The sequence below is a fragment of the Chitinophaga niastensis genome, from assembly GCF_003014755.1.
Lineage (GTDB): Bacteria > Bacteroidota > Bacteroidia > Chitinophagales > Chitinophagaceae > Chitinophaga > Chitinophaga niastensis.
Genome location: NZ_PYAW01000004.1, coordinates 585697 through 608723, shown reverse-complemented (window position 1 = coordinate 608723; position 23027 = coordinate 585697). Strand labels below are relative to the sequence as shown.

Here is a 23027-nt window from a genome sequence, read left to right as displayed (position 1 = left end):
GGCTACAGCTGTATAATTGTCGCATTTGAAAAAACAGATATGGTACATCGCATTATTGAATGGTCATTACGCAACCGGTTTATTGTGCTGGTAATGGCAGCAGCTTTGTTTGCCTGGGGGATTTTTGCTGTAAAGAAAAACCCCATTGATGCCATCCCCGATCTATCGGAAAACCAGGTAATTGTATTTACGGAATGGATGGGCCGCGGGCCACAGCTGATAGAAGACCAGATTACTTACCCACTGGTGACTAACCTGCAAGGGCTCCCTAAGATCAGGTATGTACGCGGTACATCCATGTTCGGTATGAGTTTCATCTACATCATCTTTAATGATAATGTAGATATTTATTGGGCAAGAGAAAGGGTACTGGAAAGATTAAGTACCGTATCCAAAACCTTACCTACAGGCGTTACACCACAGCTGGGGCCGGATGGCACCGGCGTTGGGCATGTGTTATGGTACACTTTGGATGCACCCAATATGGACCTCGGGGAGCAACGCGCATTGCAGGACTGGTACGTAAAATTTGCCTTGCAAAATGTGGAAGGCGTTAGTGAAATTGCGTCTTTCGGCGGTTTTCAGAAACAATACCAGGTAACAGTTGATCCTAACAAGCTACTGTACTATCGCCTCTCTGTGGCGGAGGTAATTAATGCTGTCCGCACCAATAACAATGAATCCGGTGGACGAAAATTTGAGTTAAGCGACATCGGTTATATCATCAAAACATCCGGTTATTTAAAATCAATCGGGGAAATAGAGAACATTCCTGTTAAGACGCAGAACAGTATCCCTATTCGTATTGCAGATGTAGCAACAGTACAAATGACCGGCGAAACCCGGCTGGGTATTTTTGATCAGGACGGACAAGGAGAGCGTGTAGGCGGCATCGTTGTGATGCGTTATGGAGAAAATGCAGCAGCAGTAATTGATAAGGTGAAGGCCAAAATGAAAGAAGTGGCCAAAGGTTTTCCACCCGGCGTAAAGTTTGATATTGTGTATGATCGCGGCGCATTGATCAAAGAATCCGTCGATTCTATCAAACACACGCTGATAGAGGAAATGGCGGTGGTATCTATTGTTGTAATTATTTTCCTCTTCCACTGGCGCAGTGCGCTGAGCATCATCATACAAATTCCGGTTACACTGGCTGCCAGTTTTATCCTGCTGAATGCTTTCGGGATTTCTTCCAACATCATGTCTCTTACCGGTATAGCACTAGCCATCGGCGTTATTGTTGACAATGGGATCATCATGAGTGAAAATGCCTATAAACATCTGTCAGAGCGGTATGCGCAGTGGCAGGAAGAACAAAAAAATAGTTAACTATGAACTGGCTGAAGAATAAATTTAAAAAATCGCCGCAATGGATATCTGAAGAAGAGCGGTTAAAGATAATAGAACAATCCAGCAAACAGGTATCCCGTGGGGTATTTTTTGCTACCATCATTATCATTACCTCTTTTCTGCCGGTGTTCATGCTCACGGGCCAGGAAGGCAAACTGTTTCACCCGCTCGCATATACGAAAACCTTTATCATGATTGTGGATGCACTCCTGGTTATAACACTGGCGCCGGTGCTGATCTCTTTTTTTATGAAAGGTAAATTCAGACCGGATCATGCCAATCCGGTAAACCGGATTTTGGAAAAGATATATGAACCGATCATAAAAGGTGTACTTAAATGGCGCAAAATCACTATCGCTATCAACGTAATTGCGCTGGTAATTACGATCCCGCTGCTGAAAAGCCTTGGAAGCGAATTTATGCCTCCGCTGGATGAACAAAGTATATTGTTTATGCCAGTAACACTACCCGATATTTCCAATGCAGAAGCCAAGCGCATTTTGCAGGTGCAGGACAAGATCATCAAATCTGTTCCTGAAGTGGATAAGGTGCTGGGTAAGGCCGGGCGCGCCAGTACAGCTACCGATAACTCTCCCATCAGTATGGTTGAAACCATCATCATGCTGAAACCAAAAGCACAATGGCGGGAAGGCAAAACAAAAAAAGATATCATCAATGAACTGGATGCCAAACTACAGATTCCCGGCGTGGTAAATGGATGGACACAACCCATCATTAATCGTATTAACATGCTGTCAACGGGTATTCGTACAGACGTTGGCGTGAAGGTGTACGGCCAAAACCTGGATACCATTGCGTCGGTGTCTGAGCGGGTAAAGCAGGCGCTGGAAGGCACCCCGGGCATCATGGACTTATATGTGGAACCTGTTACCGGTGGTAAGTACCTCAATATTGATGTTCGCAGGCCCGATCTGGCACGCTACAACCTCCATGTGGATGATGTCAATCAAACCGTGGAAACAGCACTGGGCGGGGCTCCTATCGGCAACACCGTTGAAGGCCGGCAGCGGTTTTCTATCAGTGTACGACTAGCGCAGGACTACCGTAACAGTGTAGCGCGTATTAACCGTATTCCTGTTATGTCGCCCTCCTTTGGTGAAGTACCCTTATCTGCTGTGGCAGATGTGAAATTTGTAGATGGCCCGCCGATGATCACCTCTGAAAATGCGATGCTGCGCGGCGCTGTTTTATTTAATGTACGTGGCCGCGACCTTGGTGGTACCGTAAAGGAAGCCATCGATAAAATGAGCCGGGCCAAAGGTATACTACCACAAGGTTATTACCTGGAATGGAGCGGACAATACGAAAACCTGATCCGTGGCCAGCAAACCCTGATGTGGATTGCTCCGATAGTACTGGTGATCATTTTCTTCTCCCTGTATTTCGCATTTAATTCTATCAGAGAAGCATTCCTTAGTCTGATTACAGTGCCCTTTGCATTGATCGGTGGCGCCTATATGATCTATTTCTGGGGCGTGAACCTCTCTGTTGCAGTGGCCGTGGGCTTTATCGCCTTATTTGGTATAGCGGTGGAAACAGGTATTGTAATGGTGATCTACCTGAATGATGCCATGCAGCAACTGATCAAACAGAAAGGCAACTCCGCTGCAACCATTACTAAAGAAGACCTGCGGATACATGTGATTTACGGGGCGGCTAAACGTTTACGCCCCAAACTGATGACGGTATGTGTATCCTTATTCGGACTGGTACCCGTGCTCTGGGCCAGTGGTGTAGGCACGGATGTAATGAAGCCAATTGTGTTACCAATGATTGGTGGTGTACTCACTTCTTCCACACATATTTTGCTGGTTACACCACTCATCTTTTTAATGTCGAAAGAATACGAATTACGTAAGTACGGAAAATTACAAATGCATGAAGTACATCACTAAATATATGCTATGGATACTGCTTTGGGGGCCTTTGCACCTGTTTGCGCAACAGGCAACCCCATTGCCGCTGGACAGCATCCTGCAACGAATAGACAGGAACAATATCTTGTTACAGTCGTATGGCTTAAAAGCTGAAAGCTACAAATACAGCGCTGATGCAGCCACCGCCTGGATGGCTCCCATGGTAGGCGTGGGAACATTTATGACGCCTTATCCGGGACAAAAAATCATGGATAACCGCGACAAAGGCAGCCTGATGTTGCAGCTGGAACAGGACATTCCTAATCCTGCCAAATTAACTGCTAAGAAAAAATACATCGCCTCGCAAGGTAATATAGAACGGGCTACCAGGGACATCACTCTGAATGATTTTAAAGCACAGGCAAAGCGGCTTTATTTTAACTGGCTGATCGCTAAACAGCGTATTACTGTATTGCAGGAGAATGCAAAGATCATGGTGATGATGAAAAAAATTGAGGAAGTCAGATACCCATATAATCAATCGCAGTTAAGCGGTGTGTATAAAGCTACTGCGAAGATTGAAGAGAACCATAACAAGATCCATTTACAGGAAGGCGTGATTGCTAAGGCAAGATCATGGCTCAACAGCCTGATGAATGCGCCGGGTAACCAGGAATTTGAAATAGATACTTCTTATCAGCCTGTGTTTGAAGTGGCATCCTCTTATGATACGGCTTCACTGGCAGCAGTCAGAAAAGATGTGTTTAAAATGGAGGAAAGTATCCGTTCGATGCAATTGGATGCAGAAAGTATAAAGCAGGAAAAGAAGCCAGATTTTAAAGTACGTTTTGATCATATGCAACCGCTGGATGGCATGATGCCAAGAGCTTTCAGCGCGATGGGCATGATCAGTATTCCTATTGCGCCATGGTCGTCCAAAATGTACAAGTCTGGAATCAAAGCCATCCAATACAATGTGCAGGCGATGCAAAAGGAAAGAGCTGCCATGTTACAGGAAACACAGGGGATGTTATATGGTATGCAGTATGAGATACAATCTATGCAAAATCATATTGCCGCTATGGAAGAAAAAATCATCCCCGCTTTACAGCAAACCCTGGATGTTAATTTCCTGAATTACCAGGAAAACAAACTGGCATTGACTAACGTGATCGATTCCTGGGAAGCACTCACGATGATGCAGTCTGACATACTGGATGAAAAATTAAATCTCTACGAAATGATAGTGGATTATGAGAAACAATTATATCGTTAAAATATTATTGGGGGCATTGCTTGTGTTATCAGGACTGGTAGCCTGCAAAGGCAAAGCCGGTAAAGCCCCCCATGCGGAACATACAGCCGCGCAGCAATATACCTGTCCGATGCATCCGCAGATACTAAGTGAGAAGCCCGGCAAATGTCCGATATGCGGCATGGACCTGGTATTGAAAGATGCCAATAAGGAGCTGATAATGGACAGTAGTATTGCCAGGTTAACCAAGCCCGTCAATGCGCAGGTGATAGCTTCTATTCCTGCCATTGCTCCGGAGAGCGGTACCCGTACCTATTCATCTGAAGTAAATGGCGTTATTACCTATGATACCCGCAATCAAACGGGTATTTCCAGCAGGGTTGGCGGACGTATTGAACGATTGCTGGTGAAATATAATTACCAGCCAGTCAGAAAAGGGCAGCTGATCATGGAAGTATATTCTCCCGACCTGGCCGCAGCCCAGCGTGAATTATTGTACATAGCACATAACAGCAGTGAAATGCTGGCCAGCGCAAAACAGCGGCTACAGCTGCTGGGCATGCAACCCGGCCAGATTGACCAGGTACTGAAAACGGGTAATATTTTGTACCGGGTTCCGGTATACAGCAACAGTGATGGTTATATTTTAGAGCAATCTGCCGCCGCTACGGTGGTAGCTCCTGTGGCTACAGCCGCTGCTGATGGCATGGGCACTATGGGAAGCAGCGCTTCCCCTGCAACGGCAAGCCCCGCTCCTGCCGCACCTGCCGCCACACCGGTATTACTCCGGGAAGGGCAATATGTAAGTGCGGGTCAGTCGCTGTTTACAATATACCAGGCCAAAACGCTGGTAGCTGCATTTGCTTTTCCACCACAGCTGGCGGCGAGGATAAAACGCGGTCAGCAATTGTCATTCTATCCTACTAATAACAGCAATGCCATACAATCAGGCAGTATTGATTTGATAGAACCACTTTTTCGTAATAACGAAAACTTTACAGTAGCGCGGGTATACCTGCGGGATAATAATTTCCAGGTAGGACAGCTATTGAACGCCACCATTCCTATTGTTTATACAGATGGCTGGTGGTTACCTAAAAAGGCCGTGTGGCGCTTAGGAAATAAATCCATTGTGTTTAAAAAGGAAGGCGATGCCTATGTTCCTGTTGAAGTAGAAACAGGTATCGAAGCGAAGGATATGATACAGGTAAATACCAACATTGGTGATTGGAAAGTAGCTGCTAATGCGGCCTACCTGGTGGATAGTGAAAGCTTCATTAAAACAAATAATAAAATGCAACAATAATCATATGAAAAGAAAAAATTTTGTAAAAACAGTTGCGTTTGTTTTACTGGCGCCGGCAGTATTACTGACGGCTTGTAAAGAGGCAGAGAAGAAAAAGATAACAGCTGAAAACCAGCAAACCTACACCTGTTCTATGCATCCGCAAATTGTGCAGAACAAACCCGGTACCTGTCCCATATGCGGCATGGACCTGGTGCCATTTAACAAAAATGCCAAAGATGCCACCCTCACTTTAGGTGAAAGCCAGATCGCCCTGGCTAACATCACTACAATGACGGTAGGCATCAGTGCATTATCTGATTATAAGCAGCTGAATGGCAGACTGGTAACAGATCCTGAAAAAACGACTGTTATTTCCAGCAGGGTACCTGGTCGGATAGAAGTGTTATATGTAAAGGAAACCGGTGTGAAAGTGAATAAAGGTCAGCCTTTATATAAGATCTATTCTGAGCAGCTGGCTGCTCTTCAGCAGGAATACCTTTTAGCTGCCGCACAGGTAAAACAATTCCCGGATGATACGCGGTTTCAGCAAATTGAAAAGGCCGCCAGGCAAAAGCTGGTGTTGTATGATCAATCCGATGCACAAATCAATCAGCTATTGCAATTGCAAAAAGTAAATCCTTACGTCGTTTATCCTGCTACTGCCAGCGGGGTGATATCGGAGCTGTCTGTGTCTGAAGGACAATATATAACGGAAGGTGGCGCCATTATGCGCCTGGAAGCTTATCATCAGTTATGGGTGGAAGCAGATATTTACCCGGCAGAAGCTTCTGCCATCCAGGTAGGGCAATCCGTGAAAGTGATTGTTGCCGGCTGGGAAAGCGAGCCGCAAACCATGACGGTACAGTTTATTAATCCTGCACTGCAAAGCGGCAGTCAGTTGATGCAGGTACGTGGTAGTATCGCCAACCCTGATAACCGCTGGCAACCCGGACTTCAGGCAAACATATTATTGCCTGTTAAAAGTAAGGGAAATGTACTGAGCCTGCCCGTAGATGCAGTTATCAGGGATGGTAAAGGCACACATGTATGGATTGAAAAAGCCCAGGGTAAATTTGAACCCCGCATGGTAACCACCGGCCTGGAAAATTTTGATGCTGTAGAAATTACGGACGGATTAACAGCAGGAGATAATGTAGTAATTACAGGCGCGTATTTATTATACGCTGAATACATGCTTAAAAAAGGAGCTGATCCGATGGCAAATATGTCAAAGCATCAACATTAAATCTTTTATCTTTTTTATAAAAATCAAAAAACAGAAAAATGAAAACAATCATCCTCGGTGCCTTAGCCATTGCCACCGTTACCTTTGCCGCCTGCAATAACAGTAACAAAACATCCCATGAAGGACATGACCATGACACCGCTACCATGGCCGATCAGGCCGTAAAACAAGTAACAGATGAAAAACCTGTAGCAACCTTAAAACCTCAGTTTACAAATGTGGATGCCAAAGTAGTGGCTTCTTTGAAATCCGTTATAGATGATTATCTTCAGATTAAAAATGGCCTGGCGGATGATAATTCAGCAGCAACAGCCAACGGTGGTAAAGCCATGGCAGCGGCTATGTTAAAGGTTGACAAATCCCTATTAACACCCGAGCAGCAAAAAGTGTACAAGGAAAATGAAGATGATCTGAAAGAACATGCAGCGCATATCGGCAAAAACGAAGGTAATATTGCGCATCAACGTGAACACTTCGCCCAGATGAGTGAAGATGTGTATGCGCTGGTGAAGGCATTCGGTGGCGGACAAACATTGTATCACGACCATTGCCCTATGTACAATGATAACAAAGGTGCATTGTGGTTAAGTGAAGTGAGGGCGGTTAAAAACCCTTATTTCGGCAACAAAATGCCTGCCTGTGGTATAGTAGAAGAAGTAATTCAGTAATTTCATTCTCTTGTAATCACTACCCCTCCTTGTCAGGAAGGGTGGTGATTACAAGAGCCCGGGGGTGGTGATTTCCCAGCGTGCAGACATAGCTGTTGAAAGTGAACTCTTTTAATCAGTCCCTTATTAATCAATATTTAAAAAATCCAGTATGCGCAAAAGCAGCATCGTATTACTTTCACTCTTAGTCATTTTAGTATTGGCCCAGTTTTTACGCCCGGCCAGAAATAAAAGCAGCCACGATTCCCCAAATGATATCGCACGGTTACATCCAATGCCTGAGGATGTACAAACGATGCTGAAAACCGCTTGTTATGACTGTCATAGCAACAACACCAGGTACCCCTGGTATGTGAACATTCAGCCAGTGGGCTGGTTTATGGCCAGCCATATCAACAACGGAAAAGAGGAACTGAATTTTAATGAATACGGTACTTATTCTCCCAAAAGACAACGCAATAAATTAAAACGAATGAAAGAAGAGATAACAAAGGGAGATATGCCGCTCACATCATATACCCTGATTCATACAGACGCAAAATTGACTACAACCCAGCAGGAAACCATCACGAATTGGATTGACAGCACATTAAATAAAATTGATACCACTAAAAGCCATTAGAATTCATTTATCGCTTCGCCCAGATCAAACGTATTTGTTTTTCCCCTGAGCGCATTTGCTACAATACTACTTCCGGCGGCACTACGGTATCCACCGGCACAATGTACTACAACAGGTTTGTGTACAGGTATTTCGGATATGCGTTCCCGTAGCTGATGCAGCGGAATGGAAATGGCATTATCAAAGATAGGATGGTCCTGTACTTCGGAGGTATTCCGAACATCTACAATAACATAATTCTCCCGATGTGCTTTGAAATCGGATAAGGGAACAGGTATCATCTTTTCTGTTCCTTCACTGAAAACAACCGCTGCGGCGATGAACGGCTCGTAGCCGATTTTTGTTGTTTTCTCCATAACTGTTTGCAGGTGTGCTTCATCTTCAGCTACCAGGTAAAAAGCTTCATCGGGCGCAATAATGCTACCCAGCCATGTTTCAAACTTATCACCATCCTGCAGATTGATAGCATTGGGTAAAAATCCCTGTTTAAAAATATGCGCCGGACGGGCATCAACAATGATTATATTTTTATCAAAGATAAAGTTGCCGGAATGTACCGGAATATTTTTTAAAGAGATGTCCCTGTCGGGTGCTCCTTTTTTGTTGAGCGATACATTATAGGGGAAATATTTTGGCACAAAGGGCTGCTCTGCTATCAGTATGCCCACAAACTCCGCTTCTGTATATTGCTGTAAACTCCAGTTGCTTAGCTTTTCCGCTCCCATAGTGCTGTAGTTAGCTGTGCTCAATGACTTTCCACACAAAGTACCGGCGCCGTGGGCAGGATAAATGATAACATCATCTGCCAATACCATTAATTTTTCACGGAGCGTGTGATACATATTTTTTGCCAGTACTTCCTTTGTGGTGCTGATGTTTCCGGCATCTTCGCGCAGGTCAGGTCTTCCACAATCACCAATAAATAAAGTATCGCCGGTAAACACGGCTTTATCCCTGCCATCACGCACAAGTACGATGCTGATGCTGTCTGGTGAATGCCCGGGCGTATGGAGGGCTTTGAGCTTTATGGCGCCCATATTTATTTCATCTCCTTCATCAAAACCTGTATGCGGATATGCAGCGCCCAGCAGTTTGGAACAATACAATGTTGCGCCGGTGGTATGGTGCAGCTCCAGGTGTCCGCTGATGAAATCGGCATGCGGATGTGTTTCTATTACCCCTGTAATCTTTGCCTGCAGCGACTTAGCATAATCAAGGTAAGGGGTAATGTTCCGGGAGGGATCAATTAACACCATTTCACTGGTACTACTACTGTAAACAGCGTAAGAATAATGAGCCAGGCCTTTATCTTCGAATTGTTTTATATCCATTGCTGTGTGTTTAACTTTTAATGAGGCAATTTTTCATGGAATTTCCCATACACCCAGGTACCGGCAAGAGGCTATTTAAGGCAAGGTACAAAAAAGCACCTTGAAGTATTTATCCAGGTGCCCACTCTTTCATATTGCTATTTACTGCTACATAATATTTTTAGTGCTGCACTCTTTTCAGCGGCCGCAGCTGCGTAGCCACCCCAATTCTGTTCCAGGAATTAATAGTGACTACAGACATAATAATTTCTGCTGTTTTTTCCTCTCCAAAAATCGCGATAGCCTGCTCATAGGTAGCTTCGCTTAATCCATGCTGACTAATCAATGTAATTTCTTCTGTTATCTGAAACAGTAATCTTTCGGCTTCGGTGAAAATGTTTCCTGATTCCCTCCAGGCGCTGATCAGAAAAATCCGTTGCAGCGATTCCCCCAGCTTTTGAGCATCAGCAGTATGAGCGTCTACGCAATAGGCACATCCATTTAGCTGGGAAGCCTTTATTTTAATCAGCTCTTTATGCAGTTTACCGATGGATGATTCATTTACATATCTGTCCAGTGCATCCATCGCATCGTAAGCCTTAGGCTGTACAACATTAAAATCTATTCTCTTTTTCATACTTTTTTTTTAAGAAATAGTTATCTGTGCTTCGTTTCGTTTTGATGAAACAAAAGTAGCACACACCTATACCTCAAAAAATAGACAATCCTCAGAAAAGCATGTAAGATCTATAGATTGTTTTTACTTTGGTAAGATTTGGGAGAGATGCTGGCCGATTTTTTAAAGAAATTGGAGAAATAGAAAGGATCGTTGAAGCCTAACTTATAGGCCACCTCCTTTACAGATAGGTTTTGATAGGTAAGTAAACGTTTGGCCTCAGAAATGATCAATTGATAAATAACATTCTGGGCAGTTTTTCCGGCATGTATTTTTGACTGTTCGTTGAGCTTTGCTTCCGTGGTGTTTAATAGCCGGGCACAGTCTTTTACCGTATAGTTTTTATCGAAGTTGGATCTTACTAAATCCAGGAACTTCAAAAACAAGGCATCGGGTTTCCAGATTTCATCTCCCCTCTCCACTTTTTCTCTGTTGATAGTAATTAACATCAGCTCAATCCTGGAATGAATGGAGATAAGGTATTGATATGGTTTTGCCTGGAGCTCTTCACTGATAAGGCTCAGCTGATTTTCAATGACAGTATGGTTTTTCACCGGAATAACTTCGTTCAGATCAAAATGACAGAATAAGCCGTTATGAAAAATAAGCTCAATATCATTATCATCTTTACAAAAAAAGTTAAGGGTAAATCCCATTATATATCCTTCGGCTTTAACACGTTTTTTGAAGTAATGGATTTGCCCTGATGTAATTGTCAGCACCTCATGTTTATGCAGTATCAATTCTTTTTCATCCACTACGATGGTGATGCTGCCCTCTGAACACCATATCAGCAGGTATTCCATCAAACGTCTGGGCTGGTTGGCTTCCTCGTATGCAGATAAAGTACTTATGTTGATCATGGAGTGATGCTGCAATTCGTTGTGATTAAATGTAAAGATAGTCCTCAGCTTAAAATAGCCCGGATATCCGGTAAATGTGCAGGTGAATTTCCTGAAAAATATTTAAACTCCTTGATAAAATGTGACTGATCAAAATAATTATATTTAGACACAATCTCCTGCCAGTCTGTAAGTTGATTATTCTTTATCCCTGCCAGCAAGGCGTTGAACCGCGTAATGCGGCTGTACAATTTAGGCGACAGGCCCACCTGTTCCTGGAACTGATATTGTAATGCTCTTTTTGAAAGCCATACCTTTTTCGCTAATTGTTCAATAGATAAATTGCCCTGATTGGCTTCTATCAGCATACAGGCATGTCTGACACGGGCAACATCCAGTTTTTCTTTTTTAATAAGCTGGTCTTCCAACCATTGATTTACTAATCTGATTACATGGTGGCTGTTATCGCCGGCGTCTTCAATCTGGTTTAACAGGGGTATTATTTTATCTGCAAGGATACCAGGTAGCGATGTTCCGTGCTCGTCAAATGAACAATTCTGAGGGATGCCCAATAACCTGTATGCACCATAGGGCTTAAATATAACATGCAATACTTTAGCAGGAAATGCGATCACCTCGTAAATCCGGGGTTGCTTAAACTGGTGAATGAAGTTAAACCTGGCATGTTTGATCATTTGCCCCGAACTGATTTCTTTAAATATAGCCGGTCTGTCTAAACTAAAACATAAAACGGCCGAACCTGTAGGATACATATAGGTAGTAGTGCCTACAAACCCATCCGTATAATCGCTAAGGATATATGTTGAGATGTATTCGCGGAGAGGGCTAGCCGGATAAAACCATTTAGAAGGCATAAGACAAAGGTTTATTCCTGCTGTAAGGTATCAAGATTTGCGCTTTTTTACAATTTTAAGAAAAACACGGCATGTAGCTTTGTTATGGAAGAATTATTTGGAAAAAGCCATGCCCCTACGCCTGGTCAACTACATTGATTTTTTATCGGTGATGTTATCGATACTGTTGATTGTCAATCCAGCGGCACTTTAACGTATATACGCTGTACTGCACGAGGCTCCCGTACCGGCCATCCGTTTACGGGGGCATTTTATCCCTTTAACAGTACTATCGGGCTATTGCTTAGTAATCGAACTACGTATTCAGTAATTATAATGTCAGAAAAACTTTGTAAAAAAATCCCCATGAAACTGTACTCATTACTAATGATATCCATATGCCTGCTGACTGCCTGTCAGAGCCAACAGCAAAGCGATGCAAAAAAGCTGGCAGCAGGCATACAAGGCGCTGTGAAGGAACATAGCCCCGGTTCAATTGCCACTTCCGCCACCGGCTATTCCATGAAAGCTAAAATAAATGGCAAAGATTGGGTGGCTGTTGCTATGATGCCCATACAAGGCATAGACAGGGTAATAGGCTATATCGACGACGGAGGTTATATCGGATTAGGTGTGAATAAAGATGAACCACAAGGTAGAAAATTAAACATTAACGAAACAAATGCCGCTGATCTTTATATTGTAAACGGTGGTGAAGCGCTCCTTGATAAAACCAAAGGCCAGATAGTCATTACAAAACAGGACGGCCAATGGATGGAAGGCACGTTTTATTTTACCGCGAGTAGTAGCCAGGCTGATAAAACGATACAGGTAACAGATGGCACCTTCCGTATTCCACTTACGCCTGCTACGTCCAAATAATTTACAAACATATCCATTCCTGAAATCTGATCAATAAAGCACAAAAGGCCGCTCTGAGAGCGGCTTTTTTGTGGTTGTTTCAGAAAGAAAAAGATCCCGGTAATTTTCCCGCCATAAAAGAATTTAACCCCTGAAGCATAAAAATAATGTCAGGAGCTTGTGGCCCCCTTTTTAATATTGTAAATTTGGGCAATATGGCTGAACGCCGGAAGCCTGCCAAAAGATTGGATAAGCAATATTTTAAAATAGTCGATTAATGAATGTTTACCATAAAAGGGTTTTAACATGCGCTTGTTTCATCCTGCTATCATTATCTGTTATAGCACAGCAAAGGACCATCCACATTAAAGAATTACTATCCCTGGTCCAGTCGCAGCCACAAGTGAAAGCATATGAGCAGCAATCCCAGGCAGCGCAGTACAATGTCCGCCTTGCGAAAAACTCACTCCTGCCGGAAGTAACTGCAGGTTATCAGGCAGGTTATGCTACTTACAACAATATCATCGGCATTAGTTATCCGGGGCTGATTGCACCTATGACCGGCCCGCCATCTACGGGAAACGTGTATGATCCCGTTCCTGGTACTGCTATAGCAGCCATGGTAAAATGGAACCCGCTCACCTTCGGGCAGCGGCAGGCATCCGTTGAAAAGGCAGCAGCACAATACAAACTAGCTGGTAGTTATTATAATGACGCGCTTTTCCGTCAGCAGTTTTTAGCTATATCCACTTACCTGGATGCAGTGTATCTTCAAAAACTATTGTTGAGTTATCAGGCTAATATTGAACGTACTAAAGCAGGACTACAACAATCCCTCGTATATGCACAGCAAGGACTGCGCCCCGGTATTGATACCACCCAGTTTCAATCGGTACTGGCACAGGCGCAAACAGACCTGCTGATAGTGCAACGGCAATACTATGCACAGATGGCCGAACTTACCCGGTTGGCTGGTTTACCAGATAAACCAAATGATATTTTATTGTCAGATACATCACTGATCAATCAATTACCATCCGGCGCCGATACCGCTGCTCCTTTTACAGCGCATCCTGCTTTTCAATACTACCAGACTAAAAAAGAAGTGAGCGAAGCAGCGCTGAAAGAAATACAACGCGCATGGCGGCCTAAGCTGGATCTCTGGGCCAATGCGTTTGCCCGTGGTTCAGGTGTAGCCGCAGATGGCACCGTAAATAAAGCAGATGGCTGGTCCTTAACAAGAAAAAACTATGGTGCCGGTGTACAATTAAGTTTCCCGATCCTTCAGTTTTCACAAGTCAATCTGCAAAAAAAACAATACCGGTTGTTACTTAAATCTGATGAAGCGCAGCTGGATCAGGTAAAGCTGAACCTGCAAAAACAAAAAGAAACAGCACAGTTTAATTACGATCAGAATCTGTTGATAGCACAGCAGGCGTTGATCCAGTCACAGGCAGCGCGCTATGCTTTTGATGGACTGAAACTTAGTTATGAAAGTGGATTAATAGATTTTACCAGGTTGATTCAGGGGCAATACGACCTGTTGAAAGCGGAAACAGGTGAAGCTGCTGCTTTTTTACAAACATGGCATGCGTTGTTAGAATTAGCAGCCGCAAATGGTGACCTGAAAGTTTTTACAGATAAACTGAAATAACGATACACTATTTATGAAACTAATCATTTCGGCATTAAGGCATCCTGTTACAATACTGGTAGCTGTTATTGCCATCCTCTTTTTTTCATACCTGTCTATCCGCCATGCAAAGGTGGATATATTCCCGCGCCTTGGCCTGCCGGTAGTATATGTAGCACAGCCTTACGGTGGTTTGTCGCCGGAACAGGTGGAAGGTTTTGTTACTTCTTATTATGAATATCATTTTTTATACATCACCGGTGTTAAATATGTAGAGTCTAAAAGCATACAGGGCGCAGCGCTCATCAAAATAGAATTTAATGAAGGCACTGATATGAGCCAGGCAATGGCGGAAGTAGTAGGTTATGTGAATCGTGCAAGGGCCTTTATGCCGCCAGGAACGGTGCCTCCATTCGTTACCCGCTTTGATGCGGGTAGTGTACCGGTAGGACAACTGGTTTTCAGCTCAGACAGCAAATCATTAGGGGAGATATCCGATCTGGCATTGTTTCGTGTGCGACCTATGTTTTCAACTTTGCCGGGAGTTTCGGCACCACCACCGTTTGGAGGCAATCAAAAAACGGTGTTGATCACCATAGATCCTGATAAGCTGCGTGGGCACAATCTTTCACCTGACCAGGTGGTACAGACAATTGCTAAGTTTAACACCATTTCTCCTGCGGGTAATGTGCGCATTGGTGATACTACTTACATCACTCCGCAAAACAGTGTTATTGAATCCCTGCAGGATTTGCAGAATACGCCGCTGCAATTAGGAGCCGGTCCTGTTGTGTATGTAAAAGACATTGCCAATGTTACAATGGGCTCGGATGTTACCACCAGCTATGCGCTGATCAATGGCAAACGATCCGTTTATATTCCGGTTACCAAACGCGCCGATGCCTCCACCTGGGATGTAGTGCAAAGAGTAAAGGCAGCATTGCAGGATATGCAGGCAGCTATACCATCAGATATTAAAGTAACCTATGAATTTGATCAGTCGGGGTATGTGATCAACTCCCTGAAAAGCCTGCTGTTTGAAGGCGGACTGGGAGCCATTCTCACGGGTTTGATGGTATTACTGTTCCTCGGCGACCGCCGTAGTGCGCTGATCGTAATAATGACGATTCCGCTGGCGTTACTATCTTCTGCTACGCTGCTATATCTCACCGGTCAAACGATCAATATTATGACACTGGGAGGGCTGGCACTCTCGGTGGGTATCCTGGTAGATGAAGCCACTGTTACCATTGAAAATATTCATCGTCACCAGGAAGCCGGCAAAAGTAAAGCACGCGCCATAGCAGATGCCTGCCGGGAAATAGCAGGACCAAAATTATTAATCCTGTTGAGTATCCTGGCAGTGTTTGTTCCTGCCCTGTTTATGAATGGTGTACCCAAAGCTATGTTCATGCCTTTATCGCTGGCAGTGGGTTTTGCAATGATCGCTTCTTTTTTGTTGTCGCAAACATTTGTGCCGGTGGTAGCTAACTGGTTGTTGAAAGCGCATTTAAGCAATAAGGAAATGCAGGAAGGAAAGGGCTTCTATCATCACTTGAAACAAAAATATATTGCAGCAGGACAACGTTTACAATCCGGCTTCGGATGGGTAACGGCTTTATTTCTCGTTATCTCAACAGGACTTGTATTATTGTTCTTCTCTTTTACAGGCACAGAACTGTTTCCGCAAACCGACAGCGGACAAACACAAGTTCGTTTACGCTTGCCCGTAGGCACCCGCTTTGAACGTACAGAAGATGCCACCAGAAAGCTTTTAGCACTGGCTGATAGTATTTCCGGTAAAAATAATACCCTCATCACGTCTGCTTTTATTGGTACACAGCCTTCCAGTTATCCGGTCAACTATATTCATTTATGGACCAGCGGGCCACATGAATCTGTTACTAAAATAAAATTAAAAAGAGGTGTTATTCCGATGGCAGTTTTTAGAGAAAAATTACGTGCAGCGATAACAAAAGAAATCCCTAACGCAAAAATATCATTTGAGCCGGGAGATATTGTAGAGCAGGTATTGAACCTCGGCAGCACCAATCCGATTGAAATAGCAGTAGTCAACCGTAACCTCGCAGAAGGCAGGAAAACCGCACAGGAACTGGTACAAAAACTAGCTGCCATTCCTTCTTTGCGTGATCTTCAGATTGCTACGCCACTGGATTATCCTGCTATCAGATTAGATGTGGATCGTGTTAAAGCCGGACAGCTGGGAATTTCCGGCGATCAGGCCGCCCGTTCTATTGCAACGGCTACCTCTTCCAGTCGTTTTACTACACCCAGTTACTGGCTGGATAAAACAACAGGTACGGCTTACCAGGTGCAGGTGCAATATCCTGAATACCGTATGAACAGCACCGCTCAGCTGGAGGCCATTCCTATATCCGGCGGTGTTGGCAATACCCATTATTTAAGTGAAGTGGCCACCTGGAAACGCACAATTGTAGCGGGTGAATATGATCGTCTTAATCAGCAACGTTACATTACGATTACCGCCAATGCACATCAACAGGATCTGGGAACGGTATTTAATAAAGTAAATAAGATCATTGCCGGCATGGGTAAACTCCCCAATGGTGCTAAGATCCTGCTGCGCGGTCAGCCGGAATTACTGCAACAAACATTAACAAGTCTGCAGTTTGGATTACTGATAGCCGTGATAGTTATATTCCTCGTAATGGCTGTTTACTTTCAGTCGTTCCGTGTTGCAGTAGCTACTTTATCTATCATACCGGCAGTAATAGCCGGATCATTGTTATTCCTCTTTATTACCGGTAACTCGTTAAATATACAGTCATATATGGGTACTATTATGGCCGTAGGTGTAGCCATTGCCAATGCGGTATTATTTATTACCAATGCAGAACATAACCGGAAAGATAACATTCAAATGGGGCATATGCAGGCAGCAGCAGCGCGTTTACGGCCTATTTTAATGACCAGCGCTGCCATGATTGCCGGCATGATCCCAATGGCATTAGGTATATCTGAAGGCGGTGATCAAACAGCTCCTTTAGGCATTGCGGTAATTGGTGGGCTCCTTTTTTCGGCGGTGAGCGTGTTATTTTTTTTACCACATGTGTATCAGTTGATGATCGGAAGAAGACCCTACAAATATGTTTCTTTAGATCCGGATGATTTTAATAGCAGATACTATGACAAACAATCATAAAAACAAGTTCAATCATATGCGATCCATCGCTTTCATCAATTTGGTTATCATACTGGCAGCTTGCGGAAACGCACAGCAGGAGCAGGAGAAAGTAAATAATAGTACCGCTCAGGATACCGTGCCGGTATTCATCTTAAAACAAGACACCGTTAAAAAAACAGTGGAACTAACTGCTGAATTGATCCCTTACGAAAGTGCAGAACTCTTTGCAAAAGTGCAGGGCTTTGTGCGCGCTATGAAAGTAGACCTGGGCGATCATGTAAAGAAAGGTCAGACGCTGGCTGTTATTGAAGCGCCGGAAGTAGACAGCAGGTTTGCTGAATCAGCAGCAGCCTTACAATCAGCTAAAGCTAAGTGGGCTTCCAGCAAAGATAATTATGAACGCCTGTACCGGGCATCTCAGGCAAAAACACCCGGCATTGTAGCCCCTGTTGACCTGGAACGTACCCGCAACTCAATGCTGGCCGATAGTGCTACTTATATAGCCGCCAGTAAACAGTCGCAGGCCTATAAAGCAATTTCCGGATATTTATATATCACCGCACCATTCGATGGTGTGATCACAGCGCGTAAGGCCGATCCGGGTGCACTTGTAGGTACCAACGCGATGCTGCTTACTGTTCAGAATAACCACACACTGCGCCTCCGTGCCGCTGTGCCGGAAATATATACGGCAGCAGCCAGCACTTCAAAAAATATTGATTTCCGGGTAGATGCCTACCCTACACAGCGTTTCAAAGCGGTGTTGACCCGTAAATCGGAAACCATTGATCCGGCTACCCGCACAGAACTCTGGGAATTCCAGGTAGATAACAGTGATCACTTACTGAAAGCAGGTGCTTTTGCTTATGTAAAGATTAACCTGGAAAGAGGTACTTCTTCTTTCATCGTTCCTTTTACTGCCGTTGCTACTACGCAGGAAAAAAAGTTCGTCATCCGGGTAAACAAGGGTAAAGCTGAATGGGTGGACGTTAGGCAAGGTATGACGGTGGATGCAGGCGTTGAAATATTTGGAAATATATCGGCCGGCGATACTTTACTGAAAAAAGCTACGGATGAAAGAAAGCCGGGTAGTACTGGTTTTTGGATAATGAAATAATAACAGTGTGCTAATGCCTGGAATGTAAGAAACCCGTTGGTTTTTTCTATCTTTGCCCACTGGTGAAAAAAAGCTGCGTTTATATATTAATCCTTTTATTTACACTTCACAATACTGCTTTAGATCAGTTGCTCAAGCTCCCTACCCTGGTAGCACATTACCACGAGCATCAGGAGAGAAATGGCAATATTAGTGTAATGGATTTTTTATGCATGCACTACTGGGGCCATGATATTAATGATAATGATGACGACAGAGATATGCAGCTTCCCTATAAACAGGTAGATATCCGCACGCTCTATCATTCCTTTATTCCTTTAGCAAAAGTAATTTCCATAAAACAACAGTTATATAGTCCGGTTGCCATTAATTATCCTGTCCTCAAAGATAATTACCTGCCGGAACCAGCCCTGTCCTCACTTTTCCGCCCTCCTAAAGCGTAAGGCTTTTTTATTATTTATTATTTTTCGCCGCCTGTCAGTGTCTCACAGGTAATACTAACTATTTGAAAATTTAATCAGACGATATGCATAATACGGCAGCTGAAGAGAATAATGTGCAGCGCAAAAGTAAGATCACGACTATTTCCATTTTTGCCAGTGGTGGGCTGGCGGCAATTAAATTCATTGCAGGCATATTAACAGGTAGCCTCGGTTTAATTGCGGAAGGTATGCATTCCCTGCTCGATCTGCTTTCTACACTGGTTACATTTGTAGCTGTAAGAGTGGCGGCTAAACCACCGGATGCCAATCATCCTTATGGGCATGAGCGCGCGGAGGCGCTGGGCGCACTTGCGGGAATGACCTTACTGGGAGCTACTGCGCTCATTATTCTTTATCACGCTGTTGTTAAGATTGTTTGGGAGCCGGGCGCACCAGAAGTAAGCATCTGGTCCTTTTCCATTATTATTATCAGCATCATCATTGACTTCTTAAGAGTAAGGACACTTAAAAAAGCCGCCAAACATTATCAGAGCCAGGCGCTTGCTTCTGATGCCGAACATTTTGGTAATGACATGCTGGGATCATTAGCGGTATTGCTGAGTTTAGTTTTTATTTTTCTGGCCAGGTACCTCCCCCTGCCTGTTTGGCTGGTAGAGCGTGCCGATGCACTGGCGGCATTAGGTGTGGTGGTGATTGCCTTTAAGTCTGTGTGGAGTATCGGCGCAGAGGCCATCCGGTCTTTGATGGATGATGTGCCGGAAGATTTAGCACCAAGATTACAGGAACTGGTGGAGCAATTACCAGGTGTAGTGAGTGGTGCAGTCAGCATCAAAACCAGGTTTGTAGGCAATAAGCCCTATGTGGAAGCTACTGTAGGTACACCAAGAAGCTTAACTTTTGAGAAAGCCCATGAGCTGACTGAAATAATAGAGCATGCCATTAAACATGAATTAAGCAGCAATGCAGAAGTGATCGTACATGCAGAGCCTATTCATACCACCGATGAGCCTTACAGTATCACTGTAAGGTCTGTAGCAGCTTTGCTGGACCTCCGCATTCATAATCTAAATCTCTACCTCGTTTCGGGAGAGATAAGGATAGAACTTGATCTGGAAGTATCTGACGATCTTTCGTTAACAGAAGCCCATGCGAAATCTGAAATTTTAGAGAAAGCATTGATTAATGAGTTTGCACTTCCGATAAAAGTGGCGGTGCACATTGAACCCAGAAATGAAATACCCCGCCCGGCGATACGCCACCAGTCATCATTTGACAGGGTGCGCCAAGCGCTGGAGAACATGGAAGATTATAAGCAGGTAACAATAGATGAGGTTTTATTAACGGACGAAGGATTAGTGGTTACCCTTATCATGACCCTACCCGGTCAAACACCTTTAGCTGATGCACATGTTGTTATGTACAACCTGGAACGGGTACTCAGAGCGGAGATAACAGATATCATCAGGGTCCATATTGATCCCGAGCCATTAACGAAAGTAATGGTGTACTGATATAATATATAAAAAAGCGGCTTAACATGTAAACATGTTAAGCCGCTTTTTTATATTATTATTTTTAGAATCTTCCGGAGATCCCCACATAAAAACTCCTTCCATCAGAAGGAATAATGCCGGGGCCCGGGTATTCATCTGTTCTGCGTGTGAAATACGCTTTGTTACTTAAATTATTAATACCCGCTTTGCAGGCATATCTGCCAAATTTATAAGTAGCGCTTACATCGTACACCGTGTATGCCGGAATGTATCCAGCTACCGGGTCTGTACTGAATTTTGCATTGGTAGCATCTCCATAAGCATCTCCCACATTATTCATCTGGAAAGTGGCAGAAAAATGGGTATTGTTATAAATAACTCCTACACGGTTAATATATTTTACGGCTGCCTCTACCCTGTTGTTTTTAAATTCTCCTGAAGTATATTTTGCATCCGTGTATCCAAAGGAATCGAATATGCTGATACCTTTTGCGCTTTCAGGATGCAGGTATTTTAAGATATTAAACTCAACATAACTCTCTAAACCTTTATGTACACTGTTAGCCACATTGGTTCTGTAAGTATAGGGCTGTCCCTTGGCATCGGTTAATAATACAGTACCAATGCGGCGGTTATAGGCCAGGTAGAATAAGCCAATATCAAAATTCAGGTAATTATTTACCGTGCCTCTGTAACCCAGGTCAGCATTGAAACCGGCTGCATCTTTCAGGTTAGGATCAATTTTGGAAGTGATGCCAATAGGCGTAATTTGCGCGTAATCAATCGGGCGGTAAGCCTGGCTGATGTTAGCATACAGGTTGGCAGAAGGACTGGTTTTATATTCGGCTCCAATACCAAATAAAGGAATGGAACGGCTTCTGCTATTATCCGTGAAAACTTTTGCGCTATCTGTGATATAACCTTTCGCAGTACTTCTCAGGTACTCAAACCTGAATCCTGGTGTAATGGAAAAAGCTTTATTGATCCGGAAAATATTCTCAATAAATGGAGCAATGTTGGTGGTAGTAAAGTCGAGGTTATATTCATATTCACCCTTAACACTCAGGTCAAAATCTGCCGCAGTAGTGCCTTCGCCGCCACCTTGTCTTTTAAACCAGGCGTAACTATAACGCAGACCGCCAGCCAGTGTATTGTTAGTGCTACCCATTTTATAATTGTGCAGCAAACGTATTTCTGTAGTGGAATTGTGCATGGCCTCATTCTGCACTTCGCGCGGAACGTATTGGCCGGTGGCAGGGTCTATTGTGTCTAATGCTTCAGGACCGCCATTTTCATTGCGCCATACCAATGCTCTGCTGCTAAACAGGTAAGTAGTTTTTATATTTAAAGCCGTGGCAGGAGAAATGGCATAATTGAGATATCCTGTTACCACATTCCACGGGCTTTTGAGCCAGTTGCGTGCACGAAAGGAGGATTTTGGATCCGCATTAAACATGCTGTCGTTTAATCCGCCCGGCATCTTGATGCGGTTACGTAATAAGGAATATTCCACGCCTACTTTCAGTTTTTCGGAGGCATCATACTGTATTCTGCCGAAGCCGGAAACCTGCCACTGCTGGCTATTGGGTCTGTATCCCTGTAATGTGCGGTACTGGAGGAAACCATAGTAGCTCCATTTCTTTATAGTACCTGCAAAGGAATTAAAGGTATTGAACATACCGAAGCTGCCGGCAGTTTCAGAAGTATAAAATTCAAAAGGTTTGTTTTTGGGAGGCTCATTCAACACATAGTTTACCAAACCACCAAACTGAGGCCCGAACTGGAGGGAGGAAGCTCCTCTTACCATTTCTATACGGCTCACTGCTTCCATGGGTGGAAGATAATATGCTTCATTATAACCATAAATATCAGAAGCGATATTGTACCCGTTCTGGCGGGTATTCATTTCAATACTCTGCGTAGGGTTTAATCCGCGGGTAGCGATCCCGTTGGCAGTAAAGCCACCACTTTCGGTTTCCGCAATATTCAGTCCCGGAATGCGGCCTAATATCTGACGGGTATTGTTGATAGCTTTATTGGCATCTAAACTGTCTACAATGATTACTTCATTCTTTTTTCCGGAATAAATGATCCCATCTTTCTCTTCAGGCAGATGGCCTGTACCGCGAACGGTGCGGATAGCATTGATTCTTACATCCTTCAGATAATGAATCCTGATTGAGTCGGCTGGTCGTTGTGCACTGGCGACAAAGGGCAGCAAAACAAAAGGCAGCCCGAACAATAATTTATACATAGAATTAAATATGCCCCAAATTTCGATCAGTGCTAAGCAATCCAATGATCGAATCGGGAAAAAAAAACACGC

Annotated in this window: 18 protein-coding genes; 13 read left to right on the top strand and 5 right to left on the bottom strand. The window is 43.9% G+C overall.

What is annotated here, in order from left to right:
• Positions 1-39 precede the first annotated feature (39 nt).
• From CLV51_RS20985 to CLV51_RS20955, 7 genes are all read left to right on the top strand, one after another.
• The gene (locus tag CLV51_RS20985) at positions 40-1329 is read left to right on the top strand and encodes an efflux RND transporter permease subunit (RefSeq protein WP_106530038.1); all 1290 of its coding nucleotides are present in this window, start codon (positions 40-42) and stop codon (positions 1327-1329) included.
• Positions 1330-1331: 2 nt separating this feature from the next.
• Positions 1332-3266: an efflux RND transporter permease subunit gene (locus tag CLV51_RS20980; RefSeq protein ID WP_106530037.1), complete on the top strand. Its 1935-nt coding sequence runs from the start codon at positions 1332-1334 to the stop codon at positions 3264-3266.
• Positions 3250-4503, top strand: coding sequence for a TolC family protein (locus CLV51_RS20975; RefSeq protein ID WP_106530036.1), 1254 nt, complete (start codon positions 3250-3252; stop codon positions 4501-4503). The genes CLV51_RS20980 and CLV51_RS20975 overlap by 17 nt, the downstream gene beginning before the upstream one ends.
• A complete protein-coding gene (locus CLV51_RS20970; protein ID WP_106530035.1) occupies positions 4481-5788 on the top strand; it encodes a heavy metal-binding domain-containing protein in 1308 nt (435 codons plus the stop codon). Before CLV51_RS20975 ends, CLV51_RS20970 begins: the two co-directional genes overlap by 23 nt.
• 4 nt (positions 5789-5792) lie before the next feature.
• The gene (locus tag CLV51_RS20965; protein ID WP_106530034.1) at positions 5793-7016 is read left to right on the top strand and encodes an efflux RND transporter periplasmic adaptor subunit; all 1224 of its coding nucleotides are present in this window, start codon (positions 5793-5795) and stop codon (positions 7014-7016) included.
• A gap of 38 nt (positions 7017-7054) precedes the next feature.
• Positions 7055-7684 carry a DUF3347 domain-containing protein gene (locus tag CLV51_RS20960; RefSeq protein ID WP_106530033.1) on the top strand — a complete coding sequence of 210 codons (630 nt, stop codon included), beginning with the start codon at positions 7055-7057 and terminating at the stop codon, positions 7682-7684.
• A 151-nt stretch (positions 7685-7835) separates the two neighbouring features.
• A complete protein-coding gene (locus tag CLV51_RS20955; protein ID WP_106530032.1) occupies positions 7836-8306 on the top strand; it encodes a heme-binding domain-containing protein in 471 nt (156 codons plus the stop codon).
• On the opposite strand, the gene CLV51_RS20950 is transcribed toward CLV51_RS20955, so the two are convergent.
• From CLV51_RS20950 to CLV51_RS20935, 4 genes are all read right to left on the bottom strand, one after another.
• Complete coding sequence (locus CLV51_RS20950; protein WP_106530031.1) at positions 8303-9637, bottom strand: MBL fold metallo-hydrolase; 1335 nt, start codon at positions 9635-9637, stop codon at positions 8303-8305. The genes CLV51_RS20955 and CLV51_RS20950 overlap by 4 nt on opposite strands.
• 160 nt (positions 9638-9797) lie before the next feature.
• On the bottom strand, positions 9798-10253 hold the full coding sequence (locus CLV51_RS20945) for a carboxymuconolactone decarboxylase family protein (protein WP_106530030.1): 456 nt from the start codon (positions 10251-10253) through the stop codon (positions 9798-9800).
• A 110-nt stretch (positions 10254-10363) separates the two neighbouring features.
• Positions 10364-11155 carry a helix-turn-helix domain-containing protein gene (locus CLV51_RS20940; protein WP_106530029.1) on the bottom strand — a complete coding sequence of 264 codons (792 nt, stop codon included), beginning with the start codon at positions 11153-11155 and terminating at the stop codon, positions 10364-10366.
• 44 nt (positions 11156-11199) lie between these two features.
• A complete protein-coding gene (locus CLV51_RS20935) occupies positions 11200-12009 on the bottom strand; it encodes a helix-turn-helix domain-containing protein (protein ID WP_106530028.1) in 810 nt (269 codons plus the stop codon).
• A gap of 345 nt (positions 12010-12354) precedes the next feature.
• Here CLV51_RS20935 and CLV51_RS20930 point away from each other — a divergent pair, with 345 nt between their 5' ends.
• The 6 genes from CLV51_RS20930 to CLV51_RS20905 all read left to right on the top strand — a co-directional run bounded on the left by CLV51_RS20930 (position 12355) and on the right by CLV51_RS20905 (position 20719).
• Positions 12355-12870: a DUF6252 domain-containing protein gene (locus CLV51_RS20930; protein ID WP_146151339.1), complete on the top strand. Its 516-nt coding sequence runs from the start codon at positions 12355-12357 to the stop codon at positions 12868-12870.
• A 256-nt stretch (positions 12871-13126) separates the two neighbouring features.
• The gene (locus CLV51_RS20925; RefSeq protein WP_106530026.1) at positions 13127-14503 is read left to right on the top strand and encodes a TolC family protein; all 1377 of its coding nucleotides are present in this window, start codon (positions 13127-13129) and stop codon (positions 14501-14503) included.
• A 13-nt stretch (positions 14504-14516) separates the two neighbouring features.
• Complete coding sequence (locus CLV51_RS20920) at positions 14517-17666, top strand: efflux RND transporter permease subunit (protein WP_106530025.1); 3150 nt, start codon at positions 14517-14519, stop codon at positions 17664-17666.
• Positions 17650-18765 carry an efflux RND transporter periplasmic adaptor subunit gene (locus CLV51_RS20915; RefSeq protein ID WP_158267086.1) on the top strand — a complete coding sequence of 372 codons (1116 nt, stop codon included), beginning with the start codon at positions 17650-17652 and terminating at the stop codon, positions 18763-18765. The genes CLV51_RS20920 and CLV51_RS20915 overlap by 17 nt, the downstream gene beginning before the upstream one ends.
• A gap of 128 nt (positions 18766-18893) precedes the next feature.
• Positions 18894-19208, top strand: a complete 315-nt coding sequence (locus CLV51_RS20910) for a hypothetical protein (RefSeq protein ID WP_146151338.1) — start codon at positions 18894-18896, stop codon at positions 19206-19208.
• A gap of 83 nt (positions 19209-19291) precedes the next feature.
• A complete protein-coding gene (locus CLV51_RS20905; RefSeq protein WP_106530022.1) occupies positions 19292-20719 on the top strand; it encodes a cation diffusion facilitator family transporter in 1428 nt (475 codons plus the stop codon).
• Between the two features lie 64 nt (positions 20720-20783).
• On the opposite strand, the gene CLV51_RS20900 is transcribed toward CLV51_RS20905, so the two are convergent.
• Positions 20784-22955 (bottom strand): TonB-dependent receptor family protein, encoded by a 2172-nt coding sequence (locus tag CLV51_RS20900; RefSeq protein ID WP_106530021.1) that lies wholly within the window; start codon positions 22953-22955, stop codon positions 20784-20786.
• Between the last annotated feature and the right edge of the window lie 72 nt (positions 22956-23027).

Excerpts from the sequence above, each read along its gene's own strand:
- CLV51_RS20985 (WP_106530038.1), top strand. The coding sequence starts at position 40 with ATGGTACATCGCATTATTGAATGGTCATTACGCAACCGGTTTATTGTG.
- CLV51_RS20980 (WP_106530037.1), top strand. The coding sequence starts at position 1,332 with ATGAACTGGCTGAAGAATAAATTTAAAAAATCGCCGCAATGGATATCT.
- CLV51_RS20975 (WP_106530036.1), top strand. The coding sequence starts at position 3,250 with ATGAAGTACATCACTAAATATATGCTATGGATACTGCTTTGGGGGCCT.
- CLV51_RS20970 (WP_106530035.1), top strand. The coding sequence starts at position 4,481 with ATGAGAAACAATTATATCGTTAAAATATTATTGGGGGCATTGCTTGTG.
- CLV51_RS20965 (WP_106530034.1), top strand. The coding sequence starts at position 5,793 with ATGAAAAGAAAAAATTTTGTAAAAACAGTTGCGTTTGTTTTACTGGCG.
- CLV51_RS20960 (WP_106530033.1), top strand. The coding sequence starts at position 7,055 with ATGAAAACAATCATCCTCGGTGCCTTAGCCATTGCCACCGTTACCTTT.
- CLV51_RS20955 (WP_106530032.1), top strand. The coding sequence starts at position 7,836 with ATGCGCAAAAGCAGCATCGTATTACTTTCACTCTTAGTCATTTTAGTA.
- CLV51_RS20950 (WP_106530031.1), bottom strand. The coding sequence starts at position 9,637 with ATGGATATAAAACAATTCGAAGATAAAGGCCTGGCTCATTATTCTTAC.
- CLV51_RS20945 (WP_106530030.1), bottom strand. The coding sequence starts at position 10,253 with ATGAAAAAGAGAATAGATTTTAATGTTGTACAGCCTAAGGCTTACGAT.
- CLV51_RS20940 (WP_106530029.1), bottom strand. The coding sequence starts at position 11,155 with ATGATCAACATAAGTACTTTATCTGCATACGAGGAAGCCAACCAGCCC.
- CLV51_RS20935 (WP_106530028.1), bottom strand. The coding sequence starts at position 12,009 with ATGCCTTCTAAATGGTTTTATCCGGCTAGCCCTCTCCGCGAATACATC.
- CLV51_RS20930 (WP_146151339.1), top strand. The coding sequence starts at position 12,355 with ATGAAACTGTACTCATTACTAATGATATCCATATGCCTGCTGACTGCC.
- CLV51_RS20925 (WP_106530026.1), top strand. The coding sequence starts at position 13,127 with ATGAATGTTTACCATAAAAGGGTTTTAACATGCGCTTGTTTCATCCTG.
- CLV51_RS20920 (WP_106530025.1), top strand. The coding sequence starts at position 14,517 with ATGAAACTAATCATTTCGGCATTAAGGCATCCTGTTACAATACTGGTA.
- CLV51_RS20915 (WP_158267086.1), top strand. The coding sequence starts at position 17,650 with ATGACAAACAATCATAAAAACAAGTTCAATCATATGCGATCCATCGCT.
- CLV51_RS20905 (WP_106530022.1), top strand. The coding sequence starts at position 19,292 with ATGCATAATACGGCAGCTGAAGAGAATAATGTGCAGCGCAAAAGTAAG.
- CLV51_RS20900 (WP_106530021.1), bottom strand. The coding sequence starts at position 22,955 with ATGTATAAATTATTGTTCGGGCTGCCTTTTGTTTTGCTGCCCTTTGTC.